The sequence below is a fragment of the Nakamurella endophytica genome, from assembly GCF_014646215.1.
In the GTDB taxonomy this organism is placed as follows: domain Bacteria; phylum Actinomycetota; class Actinomycetes; order Mycobacteriales; family Nakamurellaceae; genus Nakamurella; species Nakamurella endophytica.
Genome location: NZ_BMNA01000011.1, coordinates 12,505 through 26,156 on the forward strand (window position 1 = coordinate 12,505; position 13,652 = coordinate 26,156).

Consider the following 13,652-nt stretch of genomic DNA (forward strand, 5'->3'; position numbering starts at 1 on the left):
CTGGACCCGACGGACCGGTCGGGTCCCACGCACACAGGGTGCCGCGAGGCACCGGGAGCACCCTCCCTCGAGCAGCAGAAAGGCCGCTGATGATGCAGGAACGTGCCGACGGGACGAGCATCGACCAGGGTCCGATCGCCGACGACGGTGAGGTGCACCCGTCGGCCGCGACCCCCGCTGCAGAAGCGCCGGACGGTGCGGGAGACACCCCGGACCTGGTCGAGGGGACGGTCGGCGCGGGTGCGCCGGACAGCGAGGACACCGGGGCGACCGGCGGCGCGGCGGTCGGGGGCGGGACCGCAACGGACGCCGGCACGGATCCCGTCGCGGAAGCGTCGGTGCAGACCGTGGTGGACATCGCGGCGGACGACTCCTCGGGAGCCGGCGGTTCTGCGGCCGACTCCTCGCCGGCCGGTCCTGCTGGGGATCCGGCCGTGCCCGACCCCCGGCCGGACGATCCGGCGCCGGCCGACCTGGTGGTCGGCGAGGGCGAGACCGGTGCGGTCGCCGCGTCCGACCCGGGCAGCTCCACGGACACCGCGGTGCCCGCCGCTCCGGACGCCCAGGCAGCGCCGGTGGCCGGGACGAGCGCCGAGCCGACCAGCGCGCCGGTCGAGGTGGGCACGGACGCCGACGCGGGCAGCACGGACGTCGCCACGGGCGGCACGCACGTCGACGCGGGCGGCACGCACGTCGACACCGTCGTGCCGGACGCCGACACCGCGGCCACGGACGGCGGCGTGGCCACCGGTACGCCGGGGTCCGACACCGCCGCGACGGACGGCGGGGCGCGCGACGACGCCAGTGCTGCCACCGGGATCAGCTCCGACGCCGGCGGCGAGGACCTGACCGCGGGCGCACAAGCAAGCCAGGCCGCCCCGGACGCGACGCCGGGTCCGCACGGCTCCGGCGAGTCCGGCCACCGCGACCGCGGCGGCCGTCCTTCGGGCCCGCGCCAGTCCGGGAGCGGCGAGCAGGGGCACCGGCCGGGTGATCGGCCGGGGCGGGGGCCGTCCGGCCGGCCGCAGCCCGGAGGCCGCGGGGGCCGTCCGGGTCGTCCCGGGGTGCTGCCACCGCGGGCACCGGTCGCGGCGTCGGGTGCGCCGACGGTCGAACCGGTCGTCGAGCCGGTCGACCCCCACAAGTGGGGGCGGATCGACGACGACGGCGTGGTCTACGTGTACTCGTCCCGCGGCGAACGGCCGGTCGGCAACTGGCAGGCCGGCGACGCCGAGGCCGGGCTGGCGCACTTCGGCCGCCGGTTCGACGACTTCGTCACCGAGATCGCGCTCCTGGAGACGCGACTGGCGAGCGGGTCCGGGGACCCCAAGGCCACCCGCGCGCATGCGGTCGAGCTGCGCGACTCGGTCGACACCCTGGCCGCCGTCGGTGACTTCGACTCCGCGGCGGCCCGGCTGGAGATCGTGATCGGCGCGGCCGAGGCGGCGGTGGCCGGCGCGAGCCAGGCCAGGGCGGCGGCACGGGCCAGGGCCATCGCGGCCAAGGAGGCGCTGTGCGCCGAGGCCGAGGCGCTCGCCGAGTCCACGGCGTGGAAGTCGACCGGCGACCGGCTCAAGGAGATCGTCGAGGAGTGGCGGCAGATCCACGGGATCGACCGCAAGACCGACGACGCCCTCTGGAAGCGGTTCGCCAAGGCGCGGGACACCTTCACCCGGCACCGCGGCACCCACTTCGCGGACCTGGACAAGCAGCGGGTCGCGGCCAAGGACGCCAAGGAGAAGCTGATCGCCCGCGCCGAGGAGCTGTCCGGCTCCAGCGAGTGGGGCAAGACCGCGGGCGAGTACCGGACGCTGATGGAGCAGTGGAAGGCGTCCGGGCGGGCACCGCGGGAGGTCGAGGACCAGCTGTGGGAGCGGTTCCGCGCCGCCCAGGAACGCTTCTTCTCCCGCCGCAACAAGACGTTCTCCGATCGGGACAGCGAGTTCGAGGCCAACGCGGAGGTCAAGGAGCGGTTGCTGGCCGAGGCCGAGCGGATCGACCCGGCCAAGGGCCTCGACGCCGCCCGGGCGCAGCTGCGCTCGGTGCAGGAGCGCTGGGAGGCGGCCGGCAAGGTGCCGCGGGAGCGGATCCGCGAGTTCGACACCCGGATGCGCGCGGTCGAGGACCGGGTGCGCCGTGCGGAGGACTCGCACTGGCGGCGGACGGACCCGGAGACCGCCGCGCGGGTCAATCAGTTCCGGGCGCGCGCCGAGTCGTTCCGGGCACAGGCCGCCAAGGCCCGCGCCGCCGGCGACGAGCGCAAGGCGCAGCAGGCCGAGGCGCAGGCCAAGCAGTGGGAGGAGTGGCTCGGCACCGCGGAAGGCGCGACCCGGGGCTGACCCGGGCCGTGGTCGGCCGGGCACCCGCGGGAGAGCACGGTGTCCGGCCGCGGCGGCTGGCGCGCCTCCCCGGTCCGTGTCCCGGACCCGGACTCGGCCGCGCTCCCGTCTCCGCTACGGACGAGTGCCGATCCTCGGTTCGGGGCGGCGGGTGGTGGCCGTTCCGAGGTCAGCCGGCGGAGCAGGCAGACGGTGCCGGTGCGCGGCGGGCGCGCCCGAGGCCCGGCATGCCCAGGCCCACGCCGCCGGTCCGCGGGGTCCTGCCTTCGGCCCAGCGGTCACCGGCGACGGTGCGCCGGTGCTGCAGCAGCGGGCCGTCGGCGACGAGGTGGTGCGGCGCCGCGGACGACACGACGGTGCGGACCACGTCGCCGGGCCGCACGTCGCCGGTGACGGCGGGACCGACCGGGGTGAAGTGCACGAGCCGGCCGTCGCGCGCGCGACCGCTGAGCCGCTGGGTGCGCTCGTCCTTGCGACCCTCGCCGACGGACACCAGGATCTCGACCTCGCGCCCGACCTGGGCCTGGTTGCCGGCGAGCGCCGACTCCTCCACCACCCGCTGCAGCCGCTGGTACCGCTCCGCGACGACCTCCCGCGGCACCTGGCCGTCCATGGTCGCCGCCGGCGTCCCGGGGCGCGGCGAGTACTGGAAGGTGAAGGCGGAGGCGAAGCGGGAGGCGGCCACCACGTCGAGGGTGTCCTGGAAGTCCTGCTCCGTCTCGCCGGGGAAGCCCACGATGACGTCGGTGGTGATCGCGGCGTCCGGCAGGGCGGACCGGACGTCGTCCAGGATCCGCAGGTAGCGCTCGCTGCGGTAGGACCGCCGCATGGCCCGCAGGATGCGGTCCGACCCGGACTGCAGCGGCATGTGCAGCTGCGGGCAGACCTCCGGCGTCTGCGCCATGGCTTCGATGACGTCGGCGGTGAAGTCGCGGGGGTGTGGCGAGGTGAACCGCACCCGCTCGATGCCGGGGACCCGGCCGCACGCCCGCAACAGCGCGGCGAAGGCGCCGCGGTCGCCGAGGTCGCTGCCGTACGCGTTGACGTTCTGGCCGAGCAGCGTCACCTCGAGCACGCCCTCCGCGGCCAGCATGCCGACCTCGGCGAGGACGTCGCCCGGGCGCCGGTCGGCCTCCCGGCCGCGCAGCGACGGGACGATGCAGAAGGTGCAGGTGTTGTTGCAGCCCACCGAGATGGACACCCACGCCGACGACGCGGAGTCCCGTCGCGCCGGCAGCGACGACGGGAAGACCTCGAGCTGGTCGAGGATCTCGATCTGCGCCTCGCGGTTGTGGCGCGCCCGCTCCAGCAGCACCGGCAGGCTGCCGACGTTGTGCGTGCCGAACACGACGTCGACGTACGGGGCGCGGCGCAGGATCTCGCCGCGATCCTTCTGCGCCAGGCAGCCGCCGACCGCGATCTGCAGGTCCGGCCGCTCCGCCTTGGCCGGCGCCAGGTGCGACAGGTTGCCGTACAGCTTGTTGTCGGCGTTCTCGCGGACCGCGCAGGTGTTGAAGACGACGAGGTCCGGCGGAGCATCGGTGCCGGCGCGCCGATAACCGGCGTCCTCCAGCAGCCCGGCGAGCCGCTCGGAGTCGTGGACGTTCATCTGGCAGCCGTACGTGCGCACCTCGTAGGTCCGCACCGGGCCTGCCTCGACCTGGTCTCCGCCGGCGGCCTCGACCACCGGTGCGGCCGGCGCCAGCACTGCCGCGGGTTCGGCCGTCCGGAGCGGCACCGCGGCGGCGTCCCGGGGGTGGGCGGCGGCGGCGAGTGGAGCGGGTGGGGCGGTCGGCACGACGATCAGCGTACGTGCGCCCCGGGTCCCGGCGGTCCGACCTCTTGGTTCCGCGGGACTCAGCGGGCGATCTCGGTGGCGCGCGACTCGCGGATGACGGTGACCCTGACCTGCCCGGGGTAGGTCAGCTCCTCCTCGATCTGCTTGGCGACCTCGCGCGCCAGCACGTGCGCCTCCAGGTCGTCGACGACCTCGGGCTTCACCATCACCCGGAGCTCCCGCCCGGCCTGCATGGCGAAGACCTTCTCGACGCCCTTCTTGCCGCTGGCGATCGCCTCGATCCGCTCCAGCCGCTGCACGTAGGCCTCCAGCGACTCCCGCCGGGCGCCGGGGCGGCCGCCCGAGCAGGCGTCGGCGGCCTGGGTCAGCACGGCCTCGACCGTGCTCGGCGGCACCTCGTCGTGGTGCGCCTCGATGCAGTGGGCGACCGCCTCGGACTCGCCGTACTTGCGGGCCAGCTCGGCACCGACCAGCGCGTGCGACCCCTGCGCCTCGTGGGTGAGCGCTTTGCCGATGTCGTGCAGGAAGGCGCCGCGGGCGGCCAGCTGCTCGTCGGCACCCAGCTCCGCGGCCATCATCCGGGCGATGTGCGACGTCTCGATCAGGTGGCCGAGGACGTTCTGGCCGTAGGAGGTGCGGTACTTCAGGCGGCCCAGGTACTCCACCAGCTCCGGGTGCAGATCGGTGATGCCGACCTGCAGCAGGGCGTCCTCGGCGGCGCGCCGGCACAGCGCGTGCACCTCGTCGGTGGCGCGCTCGAACGCCTCCTCGATGCGGTGCGGGTGGATGCGGCCGTCGTCGATCAGCATCTGCAGGGTGACCCGGCCGACTTCGCGGCGGACCGGGTCGAAGCAGGACAGCAGCACGGCCTCGGGGGTGTCGTCGATGATGACGTTGACGCCGGTGACGGTCTCGAAGGCGCGGATGTTGCGGCCCTCGCGGCCGATGATCCGGCCCTTGATGTCGTCCGACGGCAACTGCATGACCGACACCACGGTCTGCGCCGTCTGGTCGGAGGCGACGCGCTGCACGGCCTCGGCGACGATCGCCCGGGCCCGGGACTTGGCCTCCGTCCGGGCCTCCGACTCGACCCGGCGGATCAGCAGCGCGGCGTCGCGCCGCACGGCGTCCTGCTGGGCGGCGAGCAGCTCCGCCCTGGCGTCGGCCACGGTGAGCCCGGACACCCGCACCAGCTCGGCCTGCACGCGATGGTCGGCCTGGTCGAGCTCCGCTTCCCGCCGGCGCAGTTGCTGCAGCTGCTCGGTCAGGTCGCCGGCCTGCTGCTGCAGGGCGTCGTCACGGCGGTCGAGGGCTGTGCGTTCCCGGTCGACCTCGTCCTGTGCAGCCCGGGCCCGGGTCCGCTCCACGGAGAGTTCGCGGCGGTCGGCCTCCAGCGCTGCCGCCTGCTCGCGCAGCCGCTGCTGGGCGGCCGCCAGGTCCGCCCGCTCGGCGGCCACGCTGGCGGCGGCCTCCCGCGCCAGTCGCTCGCGCTCGTCCTTGAGGCCGGCCCGCATGTCCGCGATCTCGGCGCGGGCAACGGCGAGCGTGCGGTCGGCATCGGCCCGCGCTTCCGCGCGCAGCCGGTCGGCGTCCGCACGGGAGCGCTCGCGTAGCTCTTCCGCCGCGTCGGCCGCGGCCCGACGGATCTCGGCGGCCGCGTCGGTGGCTTCCTGCCGCAGCGCGGCCAGGCCACGCCGGTCGTCGGCGGTGACGTCCTCTGCGTCGACCGTCCCCGGCCCGGTCAGCAGGGACGTGCGGTGGCTCTCCCCCGTTCCGGCGCCCGCCGACGGTGCCCGTCCCTCGACCGGCGCACGGACGGTGACGGCATCCGGTGACGCGGCGACCGGCGCGGAGGACAGGGACTCGTGCAGCAGCCGGCGCACGGCCGCTTCGTCCAGGGACGGTGCGGCGGACCGGCGACGGGCCACGACCACCAGGGCGGCGACCGCGACGACGAGGGCCGCGGCCAGGACCGCGAAGGCGACGCTCTGCACGGCATCCTCCCTCGTCACGGCCGTCGTCCGACGGTGAGGAGGACCGCGGACGGACGCGCGCACCATGACACCCGGGCGGCGAGCTGCCCGGTGCGGGCCAGCGAGCTGGGCCGCCGCGGCGACGGTGCCGCTATCGGTCGCGGTCGAGAGGCTCGAGCGCGTGTCGTGATTCTCCTGTGACTTCGAGGTTAAGGACGTCGGCAGGAACTATCAAGCTGACCGGTCCCGACCGCCGTCCGTGGGCCGGTCCGCGGGTGCGGCCACCCGGGCGGAGGAACAGCTGCTTGTCGGAGCGTGACGGCCGCCTCGTCCCCGGCGGCGCCGTGATGCAGCCGTGACGGAGCTATGGAGGTCCGGCACGTTCACGCCCGGCCGGTTCACCGCGGTCGGGGACGTCGGTCATCCGGAGCTGTCCGCAGGGATCGGCCGGCGTCGCCATCGCGTGAGCGGGCGTCGGCAGGGGTCGGCATCGGAACGGACCGCGGCCCTGCCGGTGGGTCAGAACGGACCGTCGTCGGCCGGGTCGGCGCCCGACCCGGAGCCGGCGACCGCAACGGCTCCGAGCGCCTCGTCCACCACGGCGATCGCAAGCTCCGCCGGGTAGCCGCGGCGGTCCAGTGCGGCCAGCAGCCGGCGTCGGGCGGCGACCGGACCGGCGCGCAGTGCGGACGTCATCCGGGCCCGGACCAATGCCTCAGCGCGGTCACGTTCGGCACCCCGGTCGATCTGGTCACCGACGGCCGCAGCGGCGACAGCCGGGTCGACTCCCTGCCGGCGCAGTTCCCGCCGCAACGCGGACCCGGCCAGTCCACGGTCCCGGTGCTTGGCGCGGACGTAGTCGGCCGCGTAGGCACCGTCATCGATCAGCCGCATGCCGTGCAGCCGCTCGATCACCGTGCGCGCCACCTCGGCGGGCACCTCCCGGCGGGCCAGTCGCTGCTCCAGCTGGGCCTGCGTCCGTGGGGAGACTGCCAGCACGCGCAGGCAGTAGTCGAGCGCGGCCGACTCGGCGCGACGGGTGTCGTCGTCCCGGTCGGGCCGGCCGCTGCCACGGCCCTGGGCCGAGTCGCCATCGCTGGACCCGCGGCGAGATCGGCCGCCGGCCGGTGTCGGCACCGGGGCCGGCGCCGTGGACTGCCGCGCCGTCAGCTCGGCCAACCGGTCCTGGAGCGCCGCCACGCGGGCGCCGCGTTCGGCGTCGTCGGGCACCGCTCACACCCCTCCACCGCGGCCGGCACCGGGTGCGGTGCCGGCCGCCATCGACCGGATCAGAAGTCGACCGGCGCCGGAGCCTGCTCGTCCAGGTCGATGCGGGCACCGACTCCGAGCTTCTCCTTGATGCGCTTGTCGATCTCGTCGCTGATGTCGGGGTTGTCCCGGAGAAACGAGCGCGCGTTCTCCTTGCCCTGGCCGAGCTGCTCGCCGTCGTACGTGTACCAGGCACCGGCCTTGCGGACGAGGCCCTGCTCGACACCGACGTCGATCAGCGACCCCTCGCGCGAGATGCCGTGGCCGTAGATGATGTCGAATTCGGCCTGCTTGAACGGCGGGGCCATCTTGTTCTTCACGACCTTGACCCTGGTCCGGTTGCCGACCACGTCGGTGCCGTCCTTGAGGGCCTCGATCCGCCGGATGTCCAGCCGCACCGACGCGTAGAACTTCAGCGCCTTGCCGCCGGTCGTCGTCTCCGGCGAGCCGAACATGACGCCGATCTTCTCGCGCAGCTGGTTGATGAAGATCATCGTGGTGTTGGTGTTGTTCAGCGCGCCCGCCACCTTGCGCAGGGCCTGCGACATCAGCCGCGCCTGCAGGCCGACATGGCTGTCGCCCATCTCCCCCTCGATCTCCGCGCGGGGCACCAGCGCGGCGACCGAGTCGACTACGACCAGGTCGATGGCGCCGGAGCGGATCAGCATGTCCGCGATCTCCAGCGCCTGCTCACCGGTGTCCGGCTGGGAGACCAGCAGCGAATCGGTGTCCACGCCGAGGGCCCGGGCGTACTCCGGGTCCAGCGCGTGCTCCGCATCGATGAACGCGGCGATGCCGCCGGCCGCCTGGACGCTGGCCACCGCGTGCAGCGTCACCGTGGTCTTGCCCGAGGACTCCGGGCCGTAGATCTCGATGATGCGGCCGCGCGGCAGTCCGCCGATGCCCAGGGCGACGTCCAGCGCGATGGACCCGGTGGGGATGACCTCGACCGGTGCGCGGCCGTCCTCCCCGAGCCGCATCACCGAACCCTTGCCGAACTGCTTCTCGATCTGGGCGAGCGCGATGCCCAGGGCCTTCTCGCGATCCGGTGCCGTCATGGCGGTACCCGTGCCTTCCTGTCCGCGTCCCCGGGATGGCCTGTGGTGGCGCCGGTGTGGCGGTCGATGTCGTGGTGTGTGCGTCCTGGCCGACGGTAGAGGCCGGCACCGACAGTCCCTCTGAACGGACATCCAGGTGTGGACAACTGCGGGCCTTGGGGACAAGGCTAGACGTACAGGTGTTCGACGTGCCAGCATCCGCGCGGGCGTGTCGCGGACTCGCCCCACCGGTCCCTAGGTCCGTCCCCCGCATCGAGGGCCGCACCGGTCCACGTGCCGAGCGCTGTGTCGAGCGCTGTGTCGAGCGCCGTGTCGAGTCGCGGCGACGGGTCCCGTGCCGACCGTCAGTCCGGCAGGCCGTGCCGGAGCCGCTCCGGCACCTCGAACGAGTCACAGACCGCGCGCCACACGACCTTGGGATCACTGCCGGCGGCGAGCGCCTCGTCGGCGGTGTGGTCGCCCAGTGCCGAGAACACGTGGTCGTGCGCCACCGAGGCCGCGCGGTGCGGCCCGAAATGGGCACGCATCAGGGCACGGAACTCGGTCAGTCGCACGGGCCGATGCTACCGGCGGCGGTCCGGGACACTGGGCGGGTGCAGAGCACCGGGCTGAGCGGCACCGTGACCACCGTCGTGATGATCGCCGGGCTGGTGGTCGTCCTCGTGCTGCTCATCCGGCAGTGGCGGGGACGCCGCTGACCGGAGCGCGGGCGACACCGGCCGGTCCGACCGGGCACCCCGTCGGGACGGCTGGGGCAGCGCGGCGGGACGGCTGGGGCAGCGTGGCGGAACCGCTTTCGGCCGGTGGCCGGTCGGCGCTGCGTGGCGCCCGTCCCCCTGCGGCAGTCCACGCGGAGCCCGCCGAGCCAACGGCGTCCAGCGCATCCGGCGCAAAGTCCGACCGCCCGTTCCCCCGCCCAGGCGTCAGCCGCTGAGCGAGGCGTCCAGCTGCTGCTGCCAGTAGACGATGGCGTCGTTCACCGAGGACGTCTCGGTGGAGATCAAAAAGGCCAGCACCGGCTGCTCGGAGGACCGCCACGCGACGACGGCCTTGCCGTCCGGCGTCTCACCGGCCGAGTAGTCGCCCTCGGAGCCGGTGATCCGCCAGTCGCCCTTGTTGCTGGACTTGAACTGCTGCGTCACGTACGGCCAGATGACATCGCGGGCCGAGTCGTTGTTCGCCTGGAAGATCAGGGCGACGTATCCGCCACCGGAGTCGACGCACGCCGACCAGGCCGGGGCCACGGCGGTGAAGTTGTTGAGGGTCGACTTGTCGACCCCGAGCACGTCCGGGTCCTTGGTGCAGGTCTTGTCGGCGAGCTTGCCGGCGACCAGCCGGATGCACTCGGTCAGCCCGTTGCTGTCGGCGTCTGCGCTGCAGGACTGCGACGCGGTGGTGGTGCCGCCGGTCGGCGACGTCGACGTCTGCGACGACGAGGTCGACGTGCTGCTGGACGTGCTGGTGGACGAGGTCGATGCCCCCGACGACGTCGGACCCGCGGTGTTCTTCGGGTCGTCCCCGCCGCCGCGGGTGAGCACCACGATCAACGTCGTGACGGCCGCGACCACGACGACCGCGGCACCGATCAGCAGCGGCAGCCGCCGACGGCCGGCTCCGGACGAGGCCGGCGGGTAGGGACTCCGCGGAGCCTGCGGGCCGCCCGGCCGCTGCGGGCCGCCGCCACCCATCGGGACCCCGGGACCCTGCGGACCGACCGGCCCCTGCGGACCAACCGGGCCCTGCGGGTAGCCGGAGCCGGCGGGCGGGCCCTGCTGCGCTCCGGGGACGGCGAATGAACGGGTCGGCGGGGCGAGCGGGCCGGACTGAGGTGCAGCCGGCGGCGCCCCGTGCGCAACCTCGGGACCGCCGGCCGGACCGGGGCGCTGACCCGGTCTCGAGGACGGGACCGGTCCGGTCCCGCCGGCCGCGCCCAGGTACTCGGTGCGGCCCTGCGGACGGGAGTTGCCCGGGGCCAGCGCGGCCCCCATGGCCACCGAGGTCTCCGGCTGGTCCAGCGTGGTCGGCACCACGCCGAGCCGGTCGGTGATCGTCGCGGCGACCAGCGGGATGCGGCTGGACCCGCCGACCAGGTAGATGCCTGCGAGCCGGTCGGGCGACAGGCCGGCCCGCGCCGCGGTCTCGGCGAGCACGTCGACGGTGCGCGCGAGGACCGGCCGGATCAGCCCGTCGAACTCCCGGCGGGTGAGCAGCGTGTCCTCGAACGGCTCGGGGAGCGGCAGGTCGGTCTGCGCGTACCGGGACAGGGTCTCCTTGGCCGCGCGGACGTCCTCGCGGAGCGTGCGCGCCGCCCGCCGGTCCGAGGCGGTCCGTGGCCGCGACAGCGCCTGCCAGCGGGCCGGATCCTCGCCGGAGACGGTGCGTCCCAGGTGGTCGACGACGGCCTGGTCGAAGTCGACGCCGCCGACGTCCGGCAGGCCCCCCTCGGCCAGCACGGTGAAACCCTGCGGTGTTGCCGCCACGACGGCGCAGTCGAACGTGCCACCACCGAGGTCGTAGACGGCGAGGCTGGACCCCACCGGGAGCGACTTTCCGGGCAGCGACGCGAAGTGCGCGGCCGCGGCGACCGGCTCCGGGACGAGGGTGACGGCCGGACCGAGGCCGGCGGCCCGCGCACCGGCCAGCAGCACGTTCTGCCGGGACGACCCCCACTGCGCGGGGTGGGTCAGGTGCACCTGGTCCGGCGACTTGCCGTTGAGCTGGCGCCGCGCCTCGTCGGCCACCCGCCGGAGCACGGCCGCGATGGCGTCGACCACCGGCACCACCCGGACGCCGAGCAGGATCTCGCCGTCGTCGATGCGTCGCTTGGGGTTGGCCTCGAACCGCTCGGGCGCCAGCCGGGCCTTGCGCTCGGCGTCGCGGCCGACGGCCAGGCTGCCGTCGTCCTCGACGTAGATCGCCGACGGGATCCAGCTGGCGCCGTCCATGGCCAGCACCCTGGGCGGCCGGCCGTCGGACAGCAGCACGGCGACGGTGTTGGAGGTGCCGAAGTCGATGCCGAGCACATCCACCGGTGTGACGCTCCTCTGTCTGCGGGTCATGGCCCGCGTGGCGCACGACGGCGTATGTGACTCGGGGCCACCCCCTCCGGGTTCCGCCCACCCGTCACGGACCTCGCGAGGCTGACTGGGAGTGTGCCACGGCGGGTCGCCGGGAAAGCGGCATTCGGTACGCACCGTCGCCGGTGTGCGGGCCGGCACCGGCGCATCCGGGCTCGGCGTCCGTGCCCGGTGACCGTGCGTCACGGCCGGGCAGTGCGGGCGCCGTGCTGGCGCCGGCTGGATGCGGTACCGGTGCCGGCTCGGTGCCGGTGCCGGCTGGGTGCGGTGCCGGTGCGGTGGCGGGGTCGATCCCGTGCCGGCTCGGGGCCGGTTCGAGGCCGGCTCGGGGCCGGGTCAGCCCTCGGACAGCTCGCGCATCCCGGTGGCCAGCGCCTGCAGCCGGTCGGTGACCTCGGGCACCGCGAACACCCGGGTCGACAGCTGGCGCGACGCCTCCACGGCGTGGGTGGCCGCACCCACCAGCTCGCCGTACTCGGCGACGCCGGTGTCGAGGTCGGCCCGCAGCCGCCCGGCGGTCTCCTCGAGGCTGGGCCGGGCGTCGGCCGGCGCGCTGCGCCGGGCCCGCAGGACACCGGTGAGCTCCCGCGCGATCCGGCGGAGCCGCTGCTCCGCCTCGTCGGCCGCCTCGACGACGTCCCGGCGCAGCGCCAGCACCCCCGGCTCGTCGACCACACCGATCATCGCCACCAGGTGGCGCAGGTCGTCGGACATCTTGTTCAGCCGGTCCACCGGCCCGCGGATCTCGCCGGCCACCGCGGTGCGGGACGGCTGCGGCGGCGGCAGCGCGGCGACGACGCGGCTGCGTAACCGCAGGTCGTGAACCGCGCGGACGGCGCCGGCGCCCGCCCACAGCAGCAGGCCCAGGCACACCACCAGGAGGAAGACCCCGGAGGTGGTCGCGCCGGACGACAGCATCGGCACCAGCGCGCCGACCGCGCCACCGGCACCCACCACAGTGCCGGCGCCCCACACCGTCAACCGCCGCCGGGCGGCACGCTGCCGCCGGAGCGCCACCAGGGCCGGCTCGCGGCGGGTCCGGACGATCTCGCCGGCGGCCGCGCCGACCTGGCCGGCCACATCGAGGCCGCGCGCCAGCAGGACGCGGTCGACCCGGGACCCCCCGGACCGCAGCACGCGCCGGCCGACGACGACCCCTCTGCGCATCAGCCCTGCTGGTTGGTCTGCTTGTTCAGCAGGCCCGCGGCGCCCTGACCGGCCGACGGTGCGGCCGCGTCGATGGCCCGCGCTTGCTGGGAGGCGAGCTCGGGGTGCAGCTGGGCGCGGAGCTGGTCGAGGCGCGACGCGCCCTGCATGTCCAGCGTGGACTTCTGCACCTCGAGCATCCGACCCTGCACGGAGTTCTGGGCCAGCTCGGCCGAGCCGAGGGCATTGGCGTAGCGCCGCTCGATCTTGTCCCGGACCTCGTCCAGCGACGGGGTGTTGCCCGGCGCCGACAGCTGCGACATCTGCTGCATCGACGCGGAGACCTGCTCCTGCATCTTCGCCTGCTCCAGCTGCGAGAGCAGCTTGGTCCGCTCAGCGATCTTGGTCTGCAGCTGCATGGCGTTGTTCTCGACGGCCTTCTTGGCCTGCTCGGCCGCCTGCAGCGCCTGGTCGTGCATGGTCTTGAGGTCTTCCATCTGGCTCTCCGCGGAGACCAGCTGGGTGGCGAACGCCTGGGCGGTCTGCTCGTACTCGGCGGCCTTGGCGGCGTCGCCCTTGGCCCGCGCCTCGTCCGCCAGCACCAGCGCCTGGCGGGCGGACGCCTGGAAACGCTCGACGTCGCCCATCTGCCGGGTCAGCTTCATCTCGAGCTGCCGCTGGTTGCCGATCACCGCGGCGGCCTGCTGCGAGAGAGCGGCGTGCTGGCGCTGCGCGTCCTCGATGGCCTGCTGGATCTGGACCTTGGGGTCGGCGTACTCGTCGACCTTCGACGAGAACAGCGCCATCAGGTACTTCCAGCCCTTGACGAACGGGTTAGCCATCGAGTTCGGTCCTCTCGCGTCGGTCGCACAATCCGGCACCGCTGCCGGCCCCGGCTTCGGCGGTGCGGCACACCCGGCGACGGCGCCCGGTCGGTCCGGGCCACTGGCCGGTGCCTGACGCCATGGGACCAGGTGATCCCTGCTCCATGG

General features: G+C 74.5%; 9 protein-coding genes. 1 reads left to right on the forward strand and 8 read right to left on the reverse strand.

What is annotated here, in order from left to right:
• Positions 1-1,064: 1,064 nt before the first annotated feature.
• Positions 1,065-2,339 carry a DUF349 domain-containing protein gene (locus tag IEY37_RS22870; protein ID WP_188944139.1) on the forward strand — a complete coding sequence of 425 codons (1,275 nt, stop codon included), beginning with the start codon at positions 1,065-1,067 and terminating at the stop codon, positions 2,337-2,339.
• Between the two features lie 169 nt (positions 2,340-2,508).
• On the opposite strand, the gene miaB is transcribed toward IEY37_RS22870, so the two are convergent.
• From miaB to IEY37_RS17835, 8 genes are all read right to left on the reverse strand, one after another.
• A complete protein-coding gene (miaB, locus tag IEY37_RS17800; RefSeq protein WP_188944141.1) occupies positions 2,509-4,026 on the reverse strand; it encodes a tRNA (N6-isopentenyl adenosine(37)-C2)-methylthiotransferase MiaB in 1,518 nt (505 codons plus the stop codon).
• Positions 4,027-4,196: 170 nt separating this feature from the next.
• Positions 4,197-5,885 carry a ribonuclease Y gene (rny, locus tag IEY37_RS17805; RefSeq protein WP_373298385.1) on the reverse strand — a complete coding sequence of 563 codons (1,689 nt, stop codon included), beginning with the start codon at positions 5,883-5,885 and terminating at the stop codon, positions 4,197-4,199.
• 744 nt (positions 5,886-6,629) lie between these two features.
• Positions 6,630-7,340, reverse strand: coding sequence for a regulatory protein RecX (locus IEY37_RS17810; protein ID WP_188944016.1), 711 nt, complete (start codon positions 7,338-7,340; stop codon positions 6,630-6,632).
• Between the two features lie 59 nt (positions 7,341-7,399).
• A complete protein-coding gene (recA, locus tag IEY37_RS17815; protein WP_188944018.1) occupies positions 7,400-8,437 on the reverse strand; it encodes a recombinase RecA in 1,038 nt (345 codons plus the stop codon).
• 344 nt (positions 8,438-8,781) lie between these two features.
• Positions 8,782-8,991 carry a DUF3046 domain-containing protein gene (locus tag IEY37_RS17820; protein WP_188944020.1) on the reverse strand — a complete coding sequence of 70 codons (210 nt, stop codon included), beginning with the start codon at positions 8,989-8,991 and terminating at the stop codon, positions 8,782-8,784.
• 369 nt (positions 8,992-9,360) lie between these two features.
• Positions 9,361-11,466, reverse strand: coding sequence for an Hsp70 family protein (locus tag IEY37_RS17825; protein ID WP_188944022.1), 2,106 nt, complete (start codon positions 11,464-11,466; stop codon positions 9,361-9,363).
• 384 nt (positions 11,467-11,850) lie between these two features.
• The gene (pspM, locus tag IEY37_RS17830) at positions 11,851-12,681 is read right to left on the reverse strand and encodes a phage shock envelope stress response protein PspM (protein ID WP_188944025.1); all 831 of its coding nucleotides are present in this window, start codon (positions 12,679-12,681) and stop codon (positions 11,851-11,853) included.
• A complete protein-coding gene (locus IEY37_RS17835) occupies positions 12,681-13,502 on the reverse strand; it encodes a PspA/IM30 family protein (RefSeq protein WP_188944027.1) in 822 nt (273 codons plus the stop codon). Before IEY37_RS17835 ends, pspM begins: the two co-directional genes overlap by 1 nt.
• Positions 13,503-13,652 lie beyond the last annotated feature (150 nt).

Coding starts and splice junctions, on each gene's coding strand:
- IEY37_RS17835 (WP_188944027.1), bottom strand. CDS start 13,502: ATGGCTAACCCGTTCGTCAAGGGCTGGAAGTACCTGATGGCGCTGTTC.
- pspM (WP_188944025.1), bottom strand. CDS start 12,681: ATGCGCAGAGGGGTCGTCGTCGGCCGGCGCGTGCTGCGGTCCGGGGGG.
- recA (WP_188944018.1), bottom strand. CDS start 8,437: ATGACGGCACCGGATCGCGAGAAGGCCCTGGGCATCGCGCTCGCCCAG.